The sequence below is a fragment of the Burkholderia sp. 572 genome (assembly GCF_040545135.1).
Lineage (GTDB): Bacteria > Pseudomonadota > Gammaproteobacteria > Burkholderiales > Burkholderiaceae > Burkholderia > Burkholderia cepacia.
The window spans coordinates 1-21,740 of record NZ_JBEPLH010000047.1 but is presented as its reverse complement, the minus strand read 5'-3'; the positions used below and the strand labels follow the sequence as shown (position 1 = coordinate 21,740).

16 protein-coding genes and 5 pseudogenes are annotated in these 21,740 nt (G+C 62.6%); 13 read left to right on the top strand and 8 right to left on the bottom strand.

Annotation, left to right across the window (positions count from 1 at the left end):
* Positions 1-77 precede the first annotated feature (77 nt).
* Positions 78-587, top strand: a pseudogene (locus ABIC51_RS40360) (integrase core domain-containing protein); the annotation flags it as partial.
* Positions 588-636: 49 nt separating this feature from the next.
* Here ABIC51_RS40360 and ABIC51_RS40355 read toward each other — a convergent pair.
* Both ABIC51_RS40355 and ABIC51_RS40350 read right to left on the bottom strand, forming a co-directional pair.
* Positions 637-927: pseudogene (locus tag ABIC51_RS40355) on the bottom strand (IS21 family transposase); the annotation flags it as partial.
* Positions 928-1,066: 139 nt separating this feature from the next.
* Positions 1,067-1,426: pseudogene (locus ABIC51_RS40350) on the bottom strand (transposase family protein); the annotation flags it as partial.
* A 132-nt stretch (positions 1,427-1,558) separates the two neighbouring features.
* On the opposite strand from ABIC51_RS40350, the gene ABIC51_RS40345 reads away from it, so the two are divergent.
* Positions 1,559-1,909 carry a VOC family protein gene (locus ABIC51_RS40345; protein WP_175976971.1) on the top strand — a complete coding sequence of 117 codons (351 nt, stop codon included), beginning with the start codon at positions 1,559-1,561 and terminating at the stop codon, positions 1,907-1,909.
* A 377-nt stretch (positions 1,910-2,286) separates the two neighbouring features.
* Here the strand turns inward: ABIC51_RS40345 and ABIC51_RS40340 are convergent, their stop codons facing one another.
* The 3 genes from ABIC51_RS40340 to ABIC51_RS40330 are packed head-to-tail and all read right to left on the bottom strand — an operon-like array spanning position 2,287 to position 8,174.
* On the bottom strand, positions 2,287-3,714 hold the full coding sequence (locus ABIC51_RS40340) for an efflux transporter outer membrane subunit (RefSeq protein WP_275934503.1): 1,428 nt from the start codon (positions 3,712-3,714) through the stop codon (positions 2,287-2,289).
* Complete coding sequence (locus ABIC51_RS40335; protein ID WP_275934502.1) at positions 3,711-6,908, bottom strand: efflux RND transporter permease subunit; 3,198 nt, start codon at positions 6,906-6,908, stop codon at positions 3,711-3,713. The genes ABIC51_RS40340 and ABIC51_RS40335 overlap by 4 nt, the downstream gene beginning before the upstream one ends.
* A gap of 12 nt (positions 6,909-6,920) precedes the next feature.
* Positions 6,921-8,174 carry an efflux RND transporter periplasmic adaptor subunit gene (locus ABIC51_RS40330; RefSeq protein WP_275934501.1) on the bottom strand — a complete coding sequence of 418 codons (1,254 nt, stop codon included), beginning with the start codon at positions 8,172-8,174 and terminating at the stop codon, positions 6,921-6,923.
* Positions 8,175-8,488: 314 nt separating this feature from the next.
* Here ABIC51_RS40330 and ABIC51_RS40325 point away from each other — a divergent pair, with 314 nt between their 5' ends.
* The 5 genes and pseudogenes from ABIC51_RS40325 to ABIC51_RS40305 all read left to right on the top strand — a co-directional run bounded on the left by ABIC51_RS40325 (position 8,489) and on the right by ABIC51_RS40305 (position 12,184).
* Positions 8,489-9,238 (top strand): response regulator, encoded by a 750-nt coding sequence (locus tag ABIC51_RS40325; protein ID WP_175976976.1) that lies wholly within the window; start codon positions 8,489-8,491, stop codon positions 9,236-9,238.
* Complete coding sequence (locus ABIC51_RS40320; RefSeq protein ID WP_275934500.1) at positions 9,222-10,499, top strand: ATP-binding protein; 1,278 nt, start codon at positions 9,222-9,224, stop codon at positions 10,497-10,499. Before ABIC51_RS40325 ends, ABIC51_RS40320 begins: the two co-directional genes overlap by 17 nt.
* Positions 10,500-10,781: 282 nt before the next feature.
* Positions 10,782-10,997 carry a hypothetical protein gene (locus tag ABIC51_RS40315; RefSeq protein ID WP_354007090.1) on the top strand — a complete coding sequence of 72 codons (216 nt, stop codon included), beginning with the start codon at positions 10,782-10,784 and terminating at the stop codon, positions 10,995-10,997.
* Positions 10,998-11,130: 133 nt separating this feature from the next.
* Positions 11,131-11,265, top strand: coding sequence for a hypothetical protein (locus ABIC51_RS40310; protein ID WP_275905668.1), 135 nt, complete (start codon positions 11,131-11,133; stop codon positions 11,263-11,265).
* A pseudogene (locus tag ABIC51_RS40305) lies at positions 11,256-12,184 on the top strand (porin). The gene ABIC51_RS40310 and the pseudogene ABIC51_RS40305 overlap by 10 nt, the downstream one beginning before the upstream one ends.
* Before the next feature lie 345 nt (positions 12,185-12,529).
* Here ABIC51_RS40305 and ABIC51_RS40300 read toward each other — a convergent pair.
* Complete coding sequence (locus ABIC51_RS40300; RefSeq protein ID WP_275934499.1) at positions 12,530-13,468, bottom strand: LysR family transcriptional regulator; 939 nt, start codon at positions 13,466-13,468, stop codon at positions 12,530-12,532.
* Between the two features lie 366 nt (positions 13,469-13,834).
* Between ABIC51_RS40300 and ABIC51_RS40295 the strand changes: the two genes are divergently transcribed.
* The 6 genes from ABIC51_RS40295 (at position 13,835) to ABIC51_RS40270 (ending at position 19,854) form a co-directional block, all read left to right on the top strand.
* Positions 13,835-14,902 (top strand): Ldh family oxidoreductase, encoded by a 1,068-nt coding sequence (locus tag ABIC51_RS40295; protein ID WP_275905661.1) that lies wholly within the window; start codon positions 13,835-13,837, stop codon positions 14,900-14,902.
* On the top strand, positions 14,899-16,272 hold the full coding sequence (locus ABIC51_RS40290; RefSeq protein WP_204496259.1) for an NAD-dependent succinate-semialdehyde dehydrogenase: 1,374 nt from the start codon (positions 14,899-14,901) through the stop codon (positions 16,270-16,272). Before ABIC51_RS40295 ends, ABIC51_RS40290 begins: the two co-directional genes overlap by 4 nt.
* Before the next feature lie 40 nt (positions 16,273-16,312).
* Positions 16,313-16,720 (top strand): cupin domain-containing protein, encoded by a 408-nt coding sequence (locus ABIC51_RS40285; protein WP_175976981.1) that lies wholly within the window; start codon positions 16,313-16,315, stop codon positions 16,718-16,720.
* A 45-nt stretch (positions 16,721-16,765) separates the two neighbouring features.
* Positions 16,766-17,305 (top strand): VOC family protein, encoded by a 540-nt coding sequence (locus ABIC51_RS40280; RefSeq protein ID WP_175976982.1) that lies wholly within the window; start codon positions 16,766-16,768, stop codon positions 17,303-17,305.
* Positions 17,306-17,420: 115 nt separating this feature from the next.
* Positions 17,421-18,446 carry a quinone oxidoreductase family protein gene (locus ABIC51_RS40275; protein WP_275934498.1) on the top strand — a complete coding sequence of 342 codons (1,026 nt, stop codon included), beginning with the start codon at positions 17,421-17,423 and terminating at the stop codon, positions 18,444-18,446.
* Between the two features lie 97 nt (positions 18,447-18,543).
* On the top strand, positions 18,544-19,854 hold the full coding sequence (locus ABIC51_RS40270) for an MFS transporter (RefSeq protein WP_275905659.1): 1,311 nt from the start codon (positions 18,544-18,546) through the stop codon (positions 19,852-19,854).
* Positions 19,855-19,944: 90 nt separating this feature from the next.
* Here the strand turns inward: ABIC51_RS40270 and ABIC51_RS40265 are convergent.
* A pseudogene (locus tag ABIC51_RS40265) lies at positions 19,945-20,445 on the bottom strand (IS3 family transposase); the annotation flags it as partial.
* A gap of 83 nt (positions 20,446-20,528) precedes the next feature.
* On the bottom strand, positions 20,529-21,623 hold the full coding sequence (locus ABIC51_RS40260; RefSeq protein WP_275905658.1) for a reverse transcriptase domain-containing protein: 1,095 nt from the start codon (positions 21,621-21,623) through the stop codon (positions 20,529-20,531).
* Positions 21,624-21,740 lie beyond the last annotated feature (117 nt).

The window sequence follows — 21,740 nt, the reverse complement described above, 5'->3', positions numbered from 1 at the left end:
CCGAGATCGATTCCTAACGTGACCGAGTTCATGGCAGCCTCCATGGGTGGTAGCGCCACTACGATAGAAGAAGCGGGTGGACCATACCATTAGTTTCTGACGGGTTGGCCTATGGTCGGCGGTTTCGATGCCTGAACGTGGTCGACGACTACACGCGCGAGTGCTTGGCCATCGAGGTCGATACTTCGCTGCCGGGCCTACGAGTGCAGCAAGTGCTCGAGCGGCTCAAGGAGATGCGAGGCTTACCCCCATCCATCACGGTCGACAACGGGCCGGAATTCGCTGGTAAGGTGCTGGATGCATGGGCCTACGAAGCCGGCGTCACGCTGTCGTTCATTCGGCCTGGCAAGCCGGTGGAGAATGCCTATATCGAGAGCTTCAACGGGCGGTTCCGCGACGAATGCCTGAACGAGCACTGGTTCGTCTCGATGCGCCACGCCAAGCGGCTGATTGAGGAATGGCGTATCGAGTACAACACCGAGCGGCCTCATAGTTCGCTCGGCTATCTGACGCCTGCGCAGTTCGCCCGGGCGCACGACGCGAAGCAGCAGTTTTTAACCTCGGACTCTAACTGCAGTTCGGACTAAAACCGGGGGCAGGTCACTTCCTGCGCGGTGCTTCAGCCTGCTCCTCGTGCCAGCGTCTCACGAAGGCGCTGACGCGCCCGTAGCTGCCGGCATAGCCCTCGCCGCGGATGGCCTCGAACATGAACCGAGCCGTGCGCCGGTCACGCTTCGGGCGATGACTGTCCGCACGCAGCCAGCCTGTCAGCTGCGCGGCCCACTCGTCGACGACGCTCGGGCTGACGCGCTTCGGGTACTTCGGCTCAACGGCATCCGTCTGCCGAAGCCAACTGCGCACCGTGTTCCGGGACAGGCCCGTGCGCCTGGCAATCTCGCGCAGCGGGACCTTCTCGCGGAAATACATCCGCCTGATCTTGGCCAATATGCCCACCGTGATCACCTCTGTATCCCCTGCTCAAAGATTGAGCAGGGCATTCAATCACGTGGGTCAAAATTCGATGAAAACTACTGGCTCAGGTGGGTCAATTCTGCGTGGACATCAACACGCTGGCGGCCTGCAGCAGCTTCTCGCAGGCCTTCGCGAATCGCTCCGTCACCCGCTGGTAGCGGCCCAGCCACGCCAGCTTCTCCAGTCGCGGGCCGCCGCAGTGTTCGCACCAGATCCGGCGTCGAGGCACGTGCAGCACGACCCGGTACTCGAACAGCGGCAGATCGCGCACTCGACGAACCGTCGTCTCGTGGATTTGCTGGCAGCGCGCACCGCATTGCTCGCAGTACATGACCTTGCTGACCGGCTTCAGATACAGCGACAGCGTGCGCGCTTCTCCTTGCGGCCATTCCACCCGCGCCAACCGATAGCCGGTCCAGCAGCCCAGTGCCTGAAGTGCCTTGCGATCGAGCAATTCTTCCTCCGACATCCTCAAAATCAGGTGTCAGATTATGCAATCGCTCGAAAACCCTCCACGGTTTCCTGCGATGAACCAATTATTTTGGCGTCTGATACATTCGGTTTGCATCCATTTCGGGGACACGTCATGAAACTTCGGACCGTGTATTTGAAGGTCAGTAATATGGAGACATCCACTTCTTTCTGGGAGCGACTTCTCGGATATGAGCCGCTTAAGCGGTCCGGCAAGTGGACTGAATTCATGATCGGCACAAACAGATTGGGCCTTTTGTTAAACGATTTTGGAGATGAGATAAAAGGTAGCAGCTCCGTCCCTGTCTTTGAGTTCGAAGAAAATGCGCTTCACGAATTCGTGAAGCGGGCAACAGAAAACGGGGCCACCATCGTGATGGACGGATTGAAGATCGAGTCCATGAAAAGCATTGTATTGAGCAGTCCCGACGGACACGAGTTCGAGCTTTGCATGTGCCGCAACTAACCAACGGCTTTGCAGTTCGTAGCAAGTCCTGCGAACGACTTCTTGGCGGCGAAGAAGGGCCGTTGCAAAAAGCCACGGAGAATGTCGCTTCCGGGTCGCGAAGCGCCTCTCGCACGGCTCCAGAACGGCCGCTCGACGGCGCGCTGGCTTGTTTGCCGACCTAGCCGAACGACCTAGTAACGAGATATTCGTTTACCACTATCCGTCCGACATGCAGCCATGCCTCGCGAAAATCAACGACGCCCGATCACCCGCTAGGCGGCCGGCTGCCGAGACCGGCCCGGTAAACGGGCCGTGGAATCGAGGCAGGATCAAGGCGTGCGGGCGAATCGGATGGGTCATTGTCGAAGCAAACGACCCGTCGACCGTTCGTATGACTATCGTTGCGCCATCGCGCTCGTCTCCGACCAGCCGCCGCCCACCACCTTGTACAGCGTGATGAGGTTCGACTGCTTGGCGAGCATGTCCGTGATCAGTTGCTGTTGCGCAGCGTAGAGCGTGCGCTGCGCGTCGAGCAGGGTCAGGAAGCTGTCGGTGCCGCTGCGGTAGCGTGCCTGAGCGAGGTCGTAGTACTGCTGCGCGGCGTTCACGTAGTCGCGGTCCGCGGCCAGTTGCGTGACGTACGTGGTGCGTCCCGCGAGGGCATTCGACACTTCCTTGAACGCCGTCTGGATGGCCTTTTCATAGTTGGCGATGTCGATGTCCTTCTCGACCTTCGCTACGTCGAGCGTGGCGCGGTTGTAGCCGAAGTCGAAGATGGGTACCGAAATGGACGGTGCAAATGTCCACGCACCCGTGCCCGCTTTGAAGAGGTTCGAGAGGCTGCTGCTCGTGGTGCCCGCGGAAGCCGTCAGCTCGATCTTCGGAAAGAAGGCGGCGCGCGCCGCGCCGATGTTGGCGTTGGCGGCCTTCAGCGTGTGCTCGGCTTCGACGATGTCGGGGCGGCGCGTGAGCAGATCCGACGGCACGCCTTCGCCGATGTCCGCGAACATGTTCTCGCTTTCCATCAGCGAACCGCTTTGCGGCAGATCGGTGGGCAGCGGCGCGCCGATTTCGGCCACCAGGTTGTTGCGGTCCTGCGCCACCGCACGCGTGTACGAGGCCAGGCTCGAGCGCGCGCTGGCCAGCGAGCTTTCGGCCTGGCGCACGTCCTGCAGCGACGCGCTGCCGATCTTCATCATGCTCACCGTGAGGTCGTAGGTGTGCTGGTCCGCATCCACGGTGTTCTGCGTGACCTGCAGCGAAGCTTCGTCGGAGAGCAACTGCAGATAGTCGGTGGCGACCGTCGCGATCAGGCTGAGCTGCGTGCTCGTGCGCGCGGCGTCCGTGGCGAGGTATTGCTCCAGCGCCTGGCGCTTGAGGCTGCGCAGGCGGCCGAAGAAGTCGATTTCCCACGACGTGAGCCCCACGCTCGCACTGCTCGAACTGGATGAGCTCGTGGAGCCTTCCACGCGTTCGCGCGTGACCGAGCCGGATGCGCTGATGGCGGGCCCGATGTTGGCGCGCGCGATGCGGTACTGCGCTTCGTACTGCGCCACGTTGAGCGCGGCCACTCGCATGTCGCGGTTGTTCGCGAGTGCGACTTCGATCAGCTTTTGCAGGCGCGGGTCTCTGAAGAAGTCGCGCCAGCCGAGGTCGGCGCCCAGCGGTGCCGCAGCGGTGGTCTGTGCCGCTTTCGGTTGCGTCGGCGCGGGGACGGTGGACCAGGCACTGTCGACGGGCGCGGCCGGGCGCTGGTACGTCGGGTCGAGCGTGCAGCCTGCCAGTGCGACCGCGCAAAGAAGGGCGATCAGTGTGCGTTTCATGCGTTGCCCTCATTGATGTCGGCGGAGTCCGTGGCGTGACCGTGTTCCTTGAACAGTCTGCGCACCACGACGAAGAAGACCGGTACGAAGAAGATCGCAAGCACCGTGGCCGCGATCATGCCGCCCGTCACACCCGTGCCGATGGCATGGCGTGCGCCGGCGCCGGCACCCGTACTGATGACGAGCGGCAGCACGCCGAACACGAATGCGAGCGAAGTCATGAGAATGGGGCGCAGCCGCATGTGGGCGGCTTCGAGTACGGCATCCACGAGGCTGTGCCCCTGCGCCTGCAGATCCTTCGCGAACTCGACGATCAGGATGGCGTTCTTCGTGGACAGACCGATAGTGGCCAGCAGCCCCACCTTGAAATAGATGTCGTTCGAAAGCCCGCGCCCGTGAGCGGCCAGTAACGCGCCCAGCACACCGAGCGGCACGACGAGCAGCACCGCAAGCGGAATCGACCAGCTTTCGTAGAGGCCCGCAAGGCACAGGAACACGACGACGAGCGAGATCGCATAGAGCACCGTTGCTTGCGAGCCGGCCTGCTTCTCCTGATACGACTGGCCCGTCCATTCCACGGCGAAGCCGGCCGGTAGTTTGCGCGCAAGCTGTTCGACTGCCGTCATCGCCTCGCCGGTGCTCACGCCGGGCCGCGTGGCGGCCGACATGCCCGCGGCGAGCTGCCGGTTGTAGCGCTCGATCTGTGGCGGCCCGAACGTCCAGTGGCTCTTTGCGAACGACGAGAAGGGCACCATCGTGGCGTCGTAGCCTGTCGTGCTCGTGGTGGTGCTCGAGGACGACGAGGACGACGAACCCGACGAACTGCTGCCTGCCTTCACATACCAGTCGCCAAGGTCGGCAGGCATCATGCGATACGGCGCGTCCGACTGCACATAGACTTTCTGCACGCGCCCCGTGTCGATGTAGTTGTTCACGTAGGACGAACCGAACGCGGTCTGCAGCGTGTCGTTGACGTCGGAGATGGAAAGCCCCAGCGCGTTGGCTTTTTCGCGGTCGATGTCCACCTGCAACTGCGGCGTGTCTTCCAGGCCGGACGGGCGCACCATCGCGAGCGTCGGTTCCTTCGACGCCATGCCGAGAAACTGGTTGCGCACCGCGAGCAGCTTGTCGTGTCCTGCGCCGCCGCGGTCTTCGATCTCGAAGTCGAGGCCGCTTTGCGTACCCAGTTCCTGAATGGCGGGCGGATTCAGCACGAAGATGCGCGCGTCGCGATTGCCGGCGAAATGCTGGTTGGCGCGCGCGATGATGGCCGGCGCGCTGTCGCGCGAACCGCGCACGCTCCAGTCCTTGAGCGTCACGAATGCGATGGCGTTGTTCTGCCCCTGGCCGTTGAAGCTGAAGCCGTTGATGGCGATGACCTGCTTGACGCCCGGCTCGTCTTTCAGCACGTACTGTTCCACGGCCTCCACCGTCTTCAGCGTGCGCGAAGCCGGCGTACCCGCGGGCGCGCTGATCGACACGATGAAGTAGCCCTGGTCCTCGTCGGGCAGGAACGAGGAGGGCAACGTGACGTAGAGCAATGCCACGACGCCGGCGATCGCGCCGTAGAGAAGCATGTAACGGGCGGGCCGTGCGACCACGCGTGCGAGCGCGGAACTGTAGCCCGCATTGCTCTTCGCGAACCACCGGTTGAACCAGCCGAAGAAGCCGCGCTTGTCGTGGTGCTCCACGTCGGCGCGCTTGAGCAGCGTGGCGCACAGCGCCGGCGTGAGCGTGAGCGCGAGCATGACCGACAGCAGCATCGCCGAGACGATGGTGATGGAGAACTGCCGGTAGATCGCGCCCGTGGAGCCCGCGAAGAACGCCATCGGAATGAAGACGGCGGTGAGCACGGTAGTCACGCCGACCAGGGCGCCGGTAATCTGCCCCATCGCCTTGTGCGTGGCTTCCTTCGGGTCGAGCCTCTCCTCGCTCATGATGCGCTCGACGTTTTCCACCACAACGATGGCATCGTCCACGAGCAGGCCGATGGCGAGCACCATCGCGAACATCGAGAGCACGTTGATCGAAAAACCGATCATCGACATCACGCCGAACGTGCCGAGCAGCGCAACGGGCACCACGATGGTCGGAATCAGCGTGGCGCGTACGTTCTGCAGGAACAGGTACATCACGAGGAAAACCAGTACGACTGCTTCGAGCAGCGTCTTCACGACCTCTTCGATCGAGATGCGAACGAACGGCGTGGTGTCGTACGGGTAACTGATGGCTACGTCCTGCGGCAATTGCAGCTGGATTTCGGCGAGCTTCGCGCGCACCGCGTTGGCTGCGTCCAGCGCGTTGGCTCCGGTGGCGAGCTTGATGGCGAGCGCGGATGCCGGCTTGCCGTTCAGACGCGACGAGGTGTCGTAGCTGTCGCCGCCCACCTCCACGCGTGCCACGTCCTTCAGCAGCACGCGCGAGCCGTCGCTGTTCACGCGCAGCAGGATGTTGGCGAACTGGTCGGCGGTCGTCAGCAGACTCGACGAGCGGATGGTTGCGTTGATGGCCTGCGAGTCCGTTGCCGGCGAGCCGCCTACCTGTCCCGTGGAAAGCTCGACGTTCTGGTTCGTGATAGCCGTGGTCACGTCGGAGGGCGTGAGTCCGAAGCTGTGCAGCTTCACCGGGTTGAGCCAGATGCGCATGGCGTGCTGCGCGCCGAACAGCGTCACGTCGCCCACGCCGTTCAACTGCGCGAGCGGATCTTCGATCCGGGTCGCGATGATGTTGCCGAGATCCACCGAATTCCAGGTGCCGCCCGGCGACGAGAGCGCGACGATCATGAGGAAGTTCGTCGACGCCTTCGCGACCTGCACACCTTGCTTCTGCACCGTTTGGGGCAGTGTAGGCGTGGCCTGCGTCACCTTGTTCTGCACCTGCACCTGCGCGATGTCGGGATTCGTTCCGGGATTGAACGTCAGCGTGATGGTGGCCTGCCCGGCGGAACTGCTCGTGGACGACATGTACAGCACGTTGTCGATGCCGCTCAGCTTCTGCTCGATCACCTGGGTCACGGTTGCCGCGACGGTGTCGGCGGAGGCGCCGGGGTAAGTGGCCGTCACCTGCACCGACGGCGGCGCGATGGTGGGGTACTGCGCGACGGGGAGACTCGTGACCGCCGCCGCGCCCACCAGCATGATGACGATGGCCATGACCCACGCGAGAATGGGACGCTTGATGAAGAACTCTGCCATGCCGTTCTCCGCCTAGCGTTGTGCCGACACGGTCGAGGCCGTGTCTGTCGCGGGTGCCGCGGACACCGCGTTCGCCTGCGTCTGCGGCGTATCGGCCGCCACCTTGACCGGCGCACCCGCATGCACGCCCTGCAGGCCGTTCACGATCACACGGTCGCCGGTGTGCAGGCCTGAGGTCACGATCCATTGGTCGCGGAATGCGTTGTCGGCCGTGACTTGCACTTGCTGTGCGTTGCCGGCCGCATCCACGACGTAGACGCTCGCCTTGCCGTCCGACGCGCGCGTCACGGCCATTTGCGGCACGAGTATCGCGTTGTCGTTCTCGCCTTCTTCCAGGCGGGCGCGCACGAACATGCCGGGCAGCAATTCGCGCTCGGGGTTCGGGAACGTGCTGCGCAGCGTGACCGAACCCGTGGTGGCGTCCACCGTGACGCCGGAGAACTGCAGCGCGCCGGGGTGGGTGTATTCGGTGCCGTCTTCCATCACGAGCGTGACGGCGGCGCTGTCGCTGCCCGTCTTCTTCAGGCGCCCGGAGGCGAAGGCCTTGCGAAGCCTCAGCCATTCCGTGCTGGGGCGCGTGACGTCGAGGTACATCTGGTCGAACGCCTGGATGGTGGCGAGCGCGGTGGTCTGGTTCGAGGTGACGAGCGCACCCTCGGTCACGCTCGATGCACCGATGCGCCCGGAAATTGGGGCGCGCACACGCGTGTATTCGAGGTTGACGCGCGCAGATTCGAGCGACGCCTCGTCGGCCGTGACGTCGGCTGCGTCTTCGCGAATGGCGGCGACGGCATCGTCGTAATCCTGCTTGCTCACGGCGTTGATCTTCACGAGTTCCGTGTAGCGATCCGCTTTCGTTTTCGCCAAGGCCAGCGTGGCGCGCGCTTTTTCGAGCGTGCCGCGGGCCTGGTCGTAGGTCGCCTGGTAGGTGGCCGGGTCGATCTGGTAGAGCACCTGGCCCGCCTTCACGTCGCTGCCTTCCACGAACAGGCGTTTCAAGACGATACCGCCCACCTGCGGGCGGACGTCGGAAACCTTCAGCGAGGAAAGGCGGCCGGAGAGTTCGGTGGTTTCGACGATGCGCTGCGGCGCGAGCGTGAGTACGCCGACCGCGGCGGTTTGTGCGGCAAAGCCGGAGGGCGCGCCTGTCGGCTTGTTGCAGCCCGCGGTGCCGAGTATGGCGAATATCGAGAGCGCGGAAAATAAGCGCCGCGGCCTGCACATCGTGCGGTGGTGCGCGTGGTTAGAGAGGATTGACGTCTTCATCTTTGACCTGTTTGGACATCGCGATGCGGGAACGGGATGGCACCGAGCGCTTCAATGGCAGCTCAGCGGAACCGGTGCTGGGCAAGGCGTAACGCTACCGACGTCGCCTATTTCCGTGCTTACGGAAACTTACTGTCCGGTGGCGCGCCCGGACAGGGAAATGAGAATCGGGCTTTCGGTGTACGTAATACCTGCGCGGCCGGGCCCTTGTGCCGGTTCCGTTAGGGATCGCAAATCACAGTAATATTTCGAAAGCCAGTCGAGCCTTCTCCGGGCTACCATCAATCCGTTCTCATACCACCCGAATACCCGAAGTGCACGCACCCCCCTTTCCCGATTCCACGCTGCAGGTCCTGCTCGTTGATGACGACGCCGAGCTGCGCGACCTGCTGCGCAAGTTCTTCCAGCAACGCGGCAGCGCGTTCTCCGTCTTGCACGACGCCACCAATCTGGCGCGGCGGCTCGAACGCGAGCGGCCGTCCATCATCGTGATGGACCTCATGATGCCGGGCGTGGATGGCCTCACCGCGCTCAAGCAATTGCGCGCGCGCGGCGACACGATTCCCGTCATCATGCTGACCGCGCGCGCCGAAGGCGTGGAGCGCGTGCTGGGGCTCGAACTGGGTGCGGACGACTATCTGGGCAAGCCGTTCATGCCGCAGGAACTGCTCGCGCGCATCCACGCGGTGCTGCGCCGCCAAGGCCAGCCGCAAACCACGGTAGTGCAGGAGAAGCGCGCCCCGTGCCGGTTCGGCCGTTTCGAACTGGATTTCTCGACGCGCACGCTGCTGAGGGAAGGCACACCCGTGAAGCTCACGGGCGGCGAGTACGCGCTGCTCGAGGTGCTGGCCTCGCACCCCATGGAGACGCTTTCGCGTACGCGGCTCATCGAGCTGCTCCACGGTCCGGATGCCGAGGTGACGGAGCGCGGCATCGACGTGCCGGTATGGCGCCTGCGCCGCCTGATCGAGGACGATCCGTCCAATCCCCGACGGTTGCAAACCATGCGCGGCGTCGGCTACATGTTCATACCCGACAGCCCGGCCGATGAAGAATCCGTTTGATTCGATGTTCGGCCGGCTCGTCATCACGACGGTGGGCCTGCTCGTGCTGGTTCACCTCACGTCGTTGCTGCTGATCGACCGAACCCGCATGAGCCTTGCCGCCTTCCATATTTCGCGCGTCGTGGAGGCTGCCGCCAGCATGGGTGAGCAGGATGGCGGCGGCGAACGGTCCGTGGCAAATATCCTCGGTATTGAGTTCGTGGACCTGAAGCAACTGCCGGCCGCCGACGCGCAGCGCTTTCGCGGCGACACGCACGGGCCCATCGAACGGCAACTGCGGCACGTGCTGCCGCCGGGCACCCACGTGGCGATGGATAGCGACGGCACGCTGCGCGTGCTCCCCGCAGGCAGCACGCGTGGCATCGTGCTGCCGCGGGCCGAGGTGCCGCTGAGTCGTTTCACCGGGGTGCTGGCGTTGACGCTGGTGTTCGCTATCGTGGTTGCCGTCGTGCTTGCGTGGCACCTGAACCGCCCCATCCGCGATCTTGCCGCAGCCGCGCGTGAGCATCGCACTGGCCATCATCTAAACCGCGTGCGCACACGCGGGCCGCGCGAACTGCGCGAGCTGATTGGCGACTTCAACGACATGACGCGCGAGCTGGCCGAGGCAGAGCGCGAGCGCGCCGTGATGCTCGCGAGTATCGCGCACGACCTGCGGACACCGATCACACGCATGCAGGTGCGGGCAGACCTGCTGACCGACCGTAGCGATCGCGAGGGGTTTCTGCGCGATACCGAATCCATGTCGCGTGTCGTCACACAGTTTCTCGACTTTGCGCACGAGAGCCCCGAAGGGTCGCCGCAAATCAGCGTGGACACGCATTGCCGTCTCGATTACACCGACGCGCCGAGTCCGGGCGGCGAAGCGCATACCGATGCGCTTGTCACGCTCGATCTTCGCGCGGGGCCCGACTTCATGCTGCCCACGGTCGATATCGACCGTATTCTTTCGAACCTCGTCGAAAATGCGCTGACCTACGGCGAGCCGCCCGTGGAGATCGCCACGCGAGCGTATGACGAGCACTACGAACTCGTGGTGCGGGACCACGGGCCCGGCGTATCCGAGCCCGATCTCGACCGCGTGCTGCGTCCGTTCGTCCGGCTCGATCCCGCTCGCGGCGGCACCTCGCACAGCGGCTTGGGCCTGGCCATCGTTCACCGCCTCGTTCGCCATCACGGCGGCACGCTGCAGATTTCCAACGCGGCCGACGGCGGGCTCGTCATAGCGATGAGGTTTCCGAAGCACAGCGCCGCGCGATGAAGCGCCGCATGCGCTGTCGCCGCTCGTCTGGGTGCCAGCGGTGGTCTAGTCGAGCTTCCATGCGCCCACCGCTTCGGCAAGCGTGAGGGCGCCTTCGTTGAGGTCCTCGGTGGTGTGTTCACCGGGGGCAGATCACCGGAGCAACGGCTGTCGGAACTGGGACAGTAGCAACAAATACCTCAACCACACTTGGTGGAGCGGCGAGCGCCACGGGACAATTCGATCGCCATCGGGGCGAATAGTCTTGGTTCGAGTAGCCCGGTAGCGTCGGGAGACGGTTCGATGGCTCTGCGGAATTTGGCCAGTGCAACAAACGCTACGTCGATAGCCTTTGGTCGACAGTCGTTAGCCAGTGGCGCAGGCGGTATCGCGTTAGGGCAAAGTGCAACTGCCGTCGGTAGCGGTGCGCTTGCGCTTGGTGGGGCGACAGGTGGGTTTGGTTCGTCGGGTGGTGTGACGGCACGCATCAAGCAGGATCGGTTCGCGGCGGATAGGTAGGTTGGTAGGGAATCGGAACGCACCATCCGTATCGCCCCATAACGTCGTTATCCGAATAGAATAGCGACAGATGAAGGAAGTATATCAATCGGATCAACCACGCAACGGCAGGAGAGCACGGCAATGAAATGGATTGCTTAGACCGCCCTTGCATGCGCAGCCGGCGTGTGCGGCAACGCATTCGCGCCAGTACACGCACAACACCGGCGGCGCCAGCAACCAGGTCAAGCTGCAGTCGGGGCAGATGTCCGTCAGCCAGTGGGGCTGAACGGCACGGAGGATCGCGGCGGCGGCTTGAGCGCACTGTTCAACCTGCAGAACGGCTTCAACGTGGACAACGGCAAGATGAGTACCGGGCTGCTGTTCGGACGCAAGGCGTTCGTCGGGCTGACGGGCGGATTCGGCGCGGTGACGGCCGGCCGCCAGCAGGATACGTTGCAGGATCTGGTGTTGCCGGTACAGGGGAATAATTTTCTCGAGTACTTCACGGCGCCCGGCGACGTCGATAATGCCGACGGTTCGATCCGCAACAGCAATGCGGTCAAATGGGTGAGCCCGTCGTGCAGGTGGCCGCGATGTACGGGTTCGGAGGCGTGGCCGGCTCGGTTGGCACAGGGCAGGCGTACAACGCAGCGATGTCGTACACGGCCGGGCCATTGATCGTCGCGGCCGGCTATGCGCATCTGGACAACGGTAACGCGGTGCTGTCGACGTGTGGCGCAACCAGCGCCGATACGATCTTCCTGCCATCGGTCAACAGTGCTTACGCGACTGCGGTGAATATCACGCGGGCAGGCTTGAGCTACGTGCTCGGCGCATTCACGCTGGGAGGCCACTATAGCTATGCCGAGTACCTGCGCGAGGGGCATTCGACGTTCGGCACGGCCGAGCGCTACAACAACGGTTCGGTGTTCGTCGCGTGGCAGGCCTCTCCGGCACTATTGTTCCAGACGGGTTACAACTACCTGAAATCGCACGGCGATTCGTCGGCCACCTACCAGCAGGTCACGCTCGCGGCCGACTACGCGCTCAGCAAGCGTACCGATTTCTACGCAACGATGAGCTATGGGCATGCGTCGGATAGCAACGGCGCGGGCCAGGCACAGGCGGTGATTGCGGACGCGTATGTCGATGGCGGCAAGGCGACTCAAGAGCGTGCGATCGTCGGGATTCGCCACCGTTTCTGACACGTAAGCGGTGCGCGTCATGACGGTGGTACATTCGAGACCGCTGTTATGACGCACAAGATGGCGGGGGATGTGGTTGTCCCGATTGTCCTGTTGTGCGCGGTTTGCGGCGCTTGGAGACGGCGTCTGGCAGGCGGCTGTCACGGGCATTGCGTGCCGCAGGTTTTTGCTAAGGCTGGGTTCACGCTGCAAAAACGGCGGCTGCGCGTGACCGGTGAGGAAGGATCCCGGCCGACCCTCAGAAGGGGCCTGCGGCCCCCATTGACGTGATGTGACGGTGGCGCCGTTCAGAACGATAGGTCGAGCTTTCGCATTCGGATAGCGCTCGTCATGAACACGGATGCTTCAGCCCTTGTCGGGCTCGACGACGACCGGGTCGGCGGCCGCGAAACTGAAGATGCCCATGCGTTCCATGCGCGCAAACTCGGCCTCCACCAGTTCGTAGACAAGCGAAAGCGAGGGATTCGGACTCGGATCAACACGCGTAGCCAGCACGAGTACCCGGTTGAGCTGCACGCCGGATATCTCTGACCTCACCACAAAGGGGAGCTGCGAGCTGTCCCGGAACACCGAGATCGGCATGATAGTCGCCCAGCGGCCGCCCTGTACCAACTCGCGGATCGAGTCTACCGAATCGATTTCGGCGCGTACTCGCAGCGCCTTGCCCAGGCCGGCGAGTTGACGCTCTACCAATTCCCTGTGCAGGCTGGTCATGAGCAGCGGGATGCACGCGAGCTGGTTCACCGAAACCACTGGACCAATGCGCATCTGCGCATGCGAGACCAGCGCGAAGGGCTCGCCCAACAGAGGATGGAACGACAGTGTGCGGCGCGGTTCGGGGTTGGTCAGCACAGCCATGTCAATCATGCCGCGCTCCAGCCAGTCCAGCAATGTTGGGGTGAAAGCCTCGCGGGCACGCAACTCCAATCCCTCCATGGCGTCGATGCAGTTCTCGAACAGACGAGGCAGCAGCAGCCGCGCGAGTGTGGGCGAAGCCCCCAGCACCACGGGCGGGCAATCCTTCTGGGGCCGATGCGCCAGGCGCCGCCCTAAGCGAGAGGCCTCGGCCAAGATGCGCTGCGCAGATTCGTAGAGTGTCACGCCCGCAGGCGTCAGACGCACGCCGCGCGGTAGCCGCTGCAGCAGCTGCGCGCCCATTTCGCTCTCCAGGTCTCGCATCTGACGAGTGAGCGCGGGTTGCGCAATCGGTATCGCAGCGGCGGCGGCGGTCAGGCTACCGCTGTCAGCGACAGCAATGAAATAACGAAGCGTCCGGAGGTTCATGGCGGCCCCGGCGGAAATGGCCCGCCGTCCTTATCCATATCACAATGATATGGGAGAGCCCAAATATAGCATTAGACGCGGCTTCGGACGCCGCCTAACCTTGAAGCTCATCCATGGCTGGGCCGCCCGGCAGAAGGACGACCCGACGGAGGCACGATATGACGTTACTGAACCGCGTGGCGTGGGCCGGCCGCAAACCGATGTGATACCGCCCGACATCACGGCGCCAGGCTCTGCACCGTGGGACGGCGCAGCGCTTTACCACAAGTTCATGCAAGAGAGGGGCATCCAGGTCAACCGGGTGCCAAACGCGACATTCCGGACTCCGCGGTCCGGGGCCACGACCATCGCATTCCTATTTGTCTCATGACTTCAACTATCATTTCCCCGGAAGCGTTGCGGCGCTTCATCCAGACCGCTTTCGTCAGCCAAGGCTTGCCTGAGGCCGACGCCACTCAAGTCGCCCGGTTGATGACCGAAGCCGACCTGCAAGGCTCTGATGGCCACGGCGTCATCCGATTGCCGCAGTACATCAAGCGCATCCAGGCCGGCGGCATCAACAAGCACCCGAACATCCACGTTGTGCGCGAGCGCGATGCGATGGCGGTAGTCGACGGCGATAACGGCATGGGGCACCTGGTGGTCTCGCGCGCCGTGGACATCGCCATCGAGAAGGCCCGCAAGGCCGGCGTAGCTTGGGTCGGCACACGCTACAGCAACCATGCGGGCCCCGCCTCGCTTTACGCGCGTCGTCCGCTCGAGCACAACATGCTCGGCCTGTACTTCGCGGTCGGAAACGCCAATCACCTGCCGCCTTGGGGCGGCATGGACATGTTGCTATCGACCAACCCGATCGCCGCCAGCGTACCCGCCGCCGACGAACCGCCGGTGGTTCTGGATATGGCCACTACGGTAGCGGCCTACGGCAAAGTCAAGGCCAAGGCCAAGCGTGGCCAACCTTTGCCCGAGGGCTGGATGATCGACCGCGAAGGAAAGCCGCTTCTCGATCCAAATCGAGCAGGCGAGGGCTTTCTGCTGCCCATCGGCGGTCACAAAGGCTACGGCCTGGCACTCGTCATCGGGCTCCTGGCGGGCACCTTGAGCGGGGCAGCCATGGGGCGTGACGTGATCGACTTCAACGCTGATCACACGAGCGTAACCAATACCGGCCAGGCCATCCTGGTTATCGACCTCGCGGCCTTCGGCGATCCTGGAGACTTCAAGCGCTCGGTCGACCGCATTGTTCGCGACATACGGGGCAGCCAGCGCCTGCCCGGCGTAGAGCGCATCTGGCTGCCCGGCGAGCAAAGCCATGAAAGGCGTGCCCGCTACAGCGAAAGCGGCGTCCCGGTTTCTGCCGGGCTGATGGCCGAATTGAACACCCTGGCGACCGACCTCGGCATCGCCCCTCTGTCCGATATGGCACTTGCATGATCACTTCCTTCAACCCAACCACCGACGTCATTCTGGCGCAATACGAGGCGCACTCTGCGGAGCAGATTGAACGTAAGCTCGGGCAGGCCGCGCGCGCGCAGCGCCAGTGGGCCGTCACGCCTATCGCTGATCGAATGGCACTGCTGCGCCGCGTGGCTCAGACTCTGCGCACCGACAGAGCCGCGCTGGCTCCGCTGGCCACGCTCGAGATGGGCAAGCCACTGGCCGAAGCTGAGGGAGAAATCGACAAATGCGCATGGAACTTCGACGTCTACGCCAACGCCGCGCCCCGTTTCCTGCTCGACGCGATGATCGCCAGCAGCGCTAGCGACAGTCGCATCGTGTACGACCCGATCGGTGTGGTGCTGGCCGTGATGCCCTGGAATTACCCGTTCTGGCAGGTGATGCGCGCGGCCGCGCCAGTGCTGGCCGGCGGTAACGCGTTGGTGCTCAAGCACGCGAGCAACGTGCCGCAATGCGCACTCGCCCTGGAAGCCGTGTTCCTGCGTGCCGGCGCGCCCGAGGGATTATTTTCCACACTGCTGGTAGGCTCCGGCGAGGTCGCCCGGTTGATCGCCGACCGCCGCATCTCGGCCGTGACCTTCACCGGCTCCACGCCGGCCGGCCGTAGCATCGCATCCCAATCCGGCCAGGCGCTCAAGAAGCAAGTGCTGGAACTAGGAGGTTCCGACCCGTTCATCGTACTCGCGGATGCCGACGTCGAGAGAGCCGCCACGGTGGCAGTCAAGGCACGCTTCCAGAACACGGGGCAAAGCTGCATCTCGGCCAAGCGGTTCATTGTTGAGCACGCAGTCGCCGACCAGTTCGTGGAGGCGTTCTGCGAGTGCACCCGGCAATTGGTGGTCGGTGATCCGATGAATACGGCCAGCACGCAGGGCACGATGGCCCGACGCAATCTCCGCGACGAACTGGATGCACAGGTACAGGCTACGGTGAGGCAAGGTGCACGGCGGCTGCTTGGCGGTGCGCCGGTGGCGGGCCACGGCGCGTTCTATCAGCCGACCGTGCTCGACAATTGCACGCCGGAGATGACCGCCGCGCGCGAGGAAACCTTCGGTCCGGTCGCAGCCATTCTGCGCGTGGCCAACGCCGAGGAAGCCGTGCGTGTGGCCAATGGCACACCGTTCGGGCTGGGCGCAGCGGTATGGACTACCGACCTTGACCGCGCGCGGCAGCTCTCGCGCCAGATCGAGGCTGGTGCCGTCTTCATCAACGGCATGGTCGCCTCCGACCCGCGCCTGCCCTTCGGCGGCATCAAAGAATCGGGCTATGGGCGCGAGTTGGGCATGCTCGGCCTGCACGAATTCACCAACATCAAGTCCGTATGGACCGGCCCGGCCCGCACCTGACATCCATCAACTGCATTTCCGGACCAAGCGAGGACCATCCATGACCGCCATCAAGTATGCCGTGCTGTGCCCCGATCAGATTCAGAGCCATGACCGTGGGGGTGGTGCGCGTACCACGCCGATGGTGGTGCCTTCCGTGGGCGCTACCACCTTCATCAACGGCATCACCGAGTTCGATCCCGGCACCGCGATTCCCTTCCACAGTCACAACTGCGAGGAGAGCGTTATTCTGCTCAGTGGCCACGCCTATCTCGATATAGACGGCGACGTGCATGAGCTCAAGCCCCTCGATACCACTTTTATCCCGCCCAATGTGCCGCACCGCTTCCGCAACAAGTCCAACGTCGAGCCGATGAAGATCCTCTGGATCTACGCATCGATCAACGCTACGCGCACCCTGATGGAGAGCGGAGAGACTCGCGCGGTGGCCGGCGAGCATGCGAAGTAAGCGGCGCGCACATTCACGTCACGACCACGCACAAGGAGATAGATCATGGGACTGCGTTTTCTCGAGCACCTGCTGATCCTCACCCACGACCCCGAGGCCACGCGAGACTGGTTCGTCAAGAACCTGGGTTTCCGCAACGGCAATCACCCGGAATTCGGCTTCCCGGTGTACTGGCTCTACATTGGCGACCAGGACGTCATCCACGTCGGGAAGGCACGCCACTCCGAGCATCAGGATACCTACCTGAAGACGCCGACCGATGGTGACCAAGACTTCGCAGCGGCAGGTGCAATGGGCTCGGGACGCATCGACCACATGTGTCTGAACTGCGAGGGCATCGAGGAATTCATCGAGCGCCTCACGAAAAATGGTGTCGCGTTCAGCGAACGTAAGGCGCACAACTCCAACCTCTATCAGCTCTTCATGCGCGAGCCCATCAACGGCATCAAAGTCGAGCTCAACTTCGCCTGGCATGAGGCGGCGCGGATCGGCCGAGTTCCCGCCTGGACTGATGCCGGCTCGAATGACAAAGGTGCCGCCGAGGTGATGACCAGGGAGCCTGTCGTCAACCCGTCAAGTTTCTGACGCGTGCACCGAACTCCGGCTTCCGAATGGAATCGTCCGGACGCCGGAGGAACAAGACGAGACACAGACGACATGACGCCTGCTTCTGTGGTGAAGCCGAGCGTGCGACCTCGACATGAATTGCCTCTTCTTCACCATCACAACCAACTTCAATAGCACCATGAAAGCCAAAGTCGTTCGCTTCCACACCCCAGGCGAGCCCAACGTCCTGCGGTTCGACGAGGTCGACCTCGCCGAACCCGATGCTGGCGAGGTCCGCATCCGTCACACCGCCATCGGTCTGAATTTCCAAGACATCTATGCCCGTTCGGGTCTGTATCCGGTGCCCGTACCCAGCGGCCTGGGCACGGAGGCCGCCGGTGTCGTCGAGGCGGTAGGTGCAGGCGTGACGGACTTCCATCCCGGCGACCGCGTCTGCTACATCAGCGGACCCGTGATGGGCGCGTATGCCACCCATCGCAACTACCCCGCCGAGCGTTTGCTGCACGCACCTGATCACATCAGCGACGAACAGCTCGCCGCGATGATGCTTAAGTCCGTGACTGTCGAATACCTGATGCGCCGTTGCTACCCGGTACAGAAGGGGCAGCACGTGCTGATGCACGCCGCCGCCGGCGGCATAGGCTTGCTCGCCGGCCAGTGGGGTCGGCACCTGGGCGCGCGTATGATCGGCGTGGTGGCCGGCCCCGAAAAGGTGGCCCTGGCTCGTGCCAACGGTTACGAGCACGTGATCGATCGCCTGACCGAGGACGTTGTCCAGCGCGTCAGGGCACTCACCCGCGACGCTGGCGTACCGGTGGTCTATGACTCGGTCGGCAAGAACAGCTTTGAGCAGTCGATCAACTGCCTTTCACCGCGTGGCTACTTCGTGTCCTTCGGCACCACCACGGGTGCCCCGCCGCCGGTGGAGGCCGCAACGCTTCAGAAGAAAGGCTCGCTGTATTTCACTCGGCCGACGTTGGTGACCTACACGGCATCTACCGCAGATCTGCGCGCCTCGGCGGCCGTGGTCTTCAACCTGTGTGCGCGGGGCGTACTCAAAGTATCGATTAACCAGCGCTACGCCCTCGCTGACGCTGCTCAGGCACACGCCGACTTGGCGGCCGGTCGCACTTCGGGCTCCAGTGTGCTTGTGCCATGAACGAACCAGGTCGAGAGAAGATCGATTCGGCGCCAGCAGCGTCGTGCCCCTCGACAGCCGCAAGTAGCCGATGACAAAATTCTAATCGGAGAGAGACGTGGAAAAAACTGAACGAGCAATCACACACCGGGCAGCTTCATCCCGGAACAGTGTCGTTCACGCACCGATTTTCGTCTTCCTGATACTGCTGCTTTCCTATCTCATCAACACGATGGATCGAAATCTATTTTCGATTCTCGCTGTTGAAATACGCGCGCACCTCAATCTTTCGCTCGAAGAGATCGGGTTTGCCGCTACCGTTTTCACACTTGGCATGGGACTCGCCGGACTGCCGACCGCCTGGCTCTTCAACAAGATGCCAAGAAAATACGTGGCGATAGTCGGCCTGATAATTTTCTCGGCTGCAACTGTGCTTACCGCGCGGTCATATGGCTATGCCGATCTGCTCTTTTACAGATTCATTTCCGGCATGGGCGAGTCGATCCAGTTGATCGCCGTGCTCTCGATGGCAACGAGCTATTTTCATCGTCACACGGCGATCGCTACTGGCGCGATCAACTCCATGTTCGGGCTCGGCGCGATTATCGGCCCGAATCTCAGCGTAGTGTTGTTGAAGGGGTATGACTGGCAAGCGCCATTCGCCGTATTCGGCGCTGCAGGGTTCGTGATGGTGATCGTCTGCCTGCGCTTCGTGACAAGTGAATTCAGCGAATTCAAACCAGCCTCCGTCAGGCCTGTCCCACGCCATCACAAGAAAGAAAGTCGACTAGCGTCAACCACTTCGACGACTTGGTTGCTTGCCGCTGCAACCGCTCTGGGCGGGCTCGTCATTTATGCGTATCTCGGTCTTTACCCGACGTTCCTCCGCTCGCACCTGGGTTTCAGCCCCAGGGAAGCCGCCTTTGCGGCCAGCTGCTACGGTGCGGGTGGATTCCTTTCGTTGCTGTGTGGATGGCTTGGGCATCGATTCGGAAACCGCCGGATTCTGCAAATCGCATTATGCGTGATGTCGATCAGTGGCGGCCTGCTCTTTACGCCGCTCTGGCATTCCATCTATCTGCACGGATTGCTGTCATTCATATTTGGGTGCATGGCGAGCGGGGTGCTGTTCGCGAACTTCAGCTCCGCCATCATTCACTCCATCCATCCCAGAATCTCGACGTCGTTCGGTGCGTCGCTGTTCGTGTCGTCGTTTTATATTCCTGCCGCCTTCGCGGGTTACATCCTGGCCGTACTCACGCGCCATTTGGGCTGGGTAACGGGTAGTAGTGTCATGCTCGTGGGCGGTTCGATCGCCGCACTCGTTTTGGTGACACTGGCTAGAAATCAGCAGTTTGGCACCGCGGAAACGACGCGACATCCGAACGCAGGCGGCGAATCGACGGCCGAGACAACTTACCTCCACTAGAGGCGTGTTTTTGCGAGCCAGCGCAGTCCCCTTTTGGGGTAGGGCAGCTTGGTGAGTGAACCGCACCGGGAATCGTGGAGGCTGGTTGGTTTAAGTTAATGCGGACACGTCAGCGGCATTTCTGAGTTGCCCGTAGTAGTTTGCCTCAGCTTCAGCAGGCGGGATATAGCCGAGCGGTTCCATCAGCCGATGATGGTTGTACCAGGCGACCCATTCCAGCGTTGCCAGTTCGACGGATTCCCTTGTTTTCCAAGGGGCGCGCCGATGAATCAGTTCCGTCTTGTACAGGCCGTTGATCGTTTCGGCCAGCGCATTGTCGTAGCTGTCGCCCCGGCTGCCGACCGACGGCTCGATGCCGGCCTCAGCCAGCCGTTCGCTGTAGCGAATGCTGACGTATTGGGCCCCTCTATCGGAGTGGTGTATCAAAGTCCCGTCCTCGCCCGGTTGGCGGGCGTACAGCGCTTGTTCAAGTGCATCCAGAACAAAGTCCGTGGTCATCGACGAGCTGACGCGCCAGCCAACAATACGGCGGGCGAACACGTCGATCACGAATGCCACGTACAGCCAGCCTTGCCATGTCGAGAGTGGAGTAAGAGACCGGGCGTAGTCGAGCTATCTCCCGGCCTCTCCTCCCCGAACCGGACTTGCACCTCTCGGCGCATCCGGCTCTCCGTTCAAGCGTTGCTCATAGCAAAGGCGACATCGGCATAGCGCGATTCGATGGTGCTGCGTGTCTCATCGCGCATGATGTACGGATTTTCCGACGGGCTACGCCACCTGAACTGGCCCTTCCGACTGGTAACAAGACGCCGAAGCGCCACCGGCCCGTACCAACCTCGACTGTTTTGGCCCTGCAGCACCCATGTTGCAGCCTGTCCCGGCTCCGGCGCCCGGACGTAGTCGCGCATCAGCGACCTGAACCCTCGCCGATACCTGCGCGCGAGCCAGTAGCCGAATTTCCAGAAGACCGTGCGATCCAGCTTTCTGAACATGGTGGCCGTGAAGTCGGTGTATTGGTAGAAGGCGGCCCAGCCGGCGATCTGCCGGTTCAGGCTTTCCATCAGGTCCATCCGGTTCATGCCGTAGTTGCCCGACAGTTGCTTGACGAGCCTCCCGGCAAAGCCTCGATACTTCTCCCACGGAATGGTCGTTACCGGCCGCATGCGGCCACGTGATCCACGCTTGCGGATGATGCGGTGACCGAGGAATACGAAACCGTCGTTCACGTGTGTAATATGGGTCTTCTCCATATTCAGCGTGAGCTTCAGTTCGCCTTCGAGGAACTCTCGGCATGCTTCGCGCACTGCCTCGGCATGTTCGCGAGTTCCCTTGACCACGATCACAAAGTCATCTGCATACCGACAGTAGGCAATAGCTGGTTTCCACTGCCGGTTTTCTCGAACAGTAATCGGACGCTGCTTGAGAATCGCGAAGTTCCACGCCCACCGATCCTTCCGCACCTTCTTGCTCAGGTAGTTCCTTTCCATCCACGCATCGAATTCGTGCAGCATGATGTTGGATAGGAGCGGCGAGATGACGCCGCCCTGAGGAACGCCTTCACTTGCGGCACGAAACAGATCACGATCAACGCATCCTGCCTTGATGAACTTCCAGAGCAGGGCAAGGAGGCGCTGGTCGGCGATCCGCTTGCGGATTCCCTTCAGAAGCAAGCGATGATGAACGGTGTCGAAGTAGCTGGCGAGGTCGCCCTCGATGACCCAGCGTCCAGCGGCACTTTGTTCGCCACCATCCTGCAACTGAAGCTTCACCGTGCGAATCGCGTGATGCACACTGTCAGCGTCGGATAGATACTCCCCATTTTCGTCGAAGTAATTTTCCCCAGTTTTTTATCTGACGGCGCCGCGGTAGCGGCGCCGTCCTGTCGA

Bases quoted from the DNA above. Each gene is read 5' to 3' on its own strand.
- ABIC51_RS40330 (WP_275934501.1), bottom strand. From the start codon at position 8,174: ATGAAGACGTCAATCCTCTCTAACCACGCGCACCACCGCACGATGTGC.
- ABIC51_RS40340 (WP_275934503.1), bottom strand. From the start codon at position 3,714: ATGAAACGCACACTGATCGCCCTTCTTTGCGCGGTCGCACTGGCAGGC.
- ABIC51_RS40275 (WP_275934498.1), top strand. From the start codon at position 17,421: ATGAATTGCCTCTTCTTCACCATCACAACCAACTTCAATAGCACCATG.
- ABIC51_RS40315 (WP_354007090.1), top strand. From the start codon at position 10,782: ATGGCTCTGCGGAATTTGGCCAGTGCAACAAACGCTACGTCGATAGCC.
- ABIC51_RS40300 (WP_275934499.1), bottom strand. From the start codon at position 13,468: ATGAACCTCCGGACGCTTCGTTATTTCATTGCTGTCGCTGACAGCGGT.
- ABIC51_RS40295 (WP_275905661.1), top strand. From the start codon at position 13,835: ATGACTTCAACTATCATTTCCCCGGAAGCGTTGCGGCGCTTCATCCAG.
- ABIC51_RS40335 (WP_275934502.1), bottom strand. From the start codon at position 6,908: ATGGCAGAGTTCTTCATCAAGCGTCCCATTCTCGCGTGGGTCATGGCC.
- ABIC51_RS40280 (WP_175976982.1), top strand. From the start codon at position 16,766: ATGGGACTGCGTTTTCTCGAGCACCTGCTGATCCTCACCCACGACCCC.
- ABIC51_RS40285 (WP_175976981.1), top strand. From the start codon at position 16,313: ATGACCGCCATCAAGTATGCCGTGCTGTGCCCCGATCAGATTCAGAGC.
- ABIC51_RS40345 (WP_175976971.1), top strand. From the start codon at position 1,559: ATGAAACTTCGGACCGTGTATTTGAAGGTCAGTAATATGGAGACATCC.
- ABIC51_RS40290 (WP_204496259.1), top strand. From the start codon at position 14,899: ATGATCACTTCCTTCAACCCAACCACCGACGTCATTCTGGCGCAATAC.
- ABIC51_RS40320 (WP_275934500.1), top strand. From the start codon at position 9,222: ATGAAGAATCCGTTTGATTCGATGTTCGGCCGGCTCGTCATCACGACG.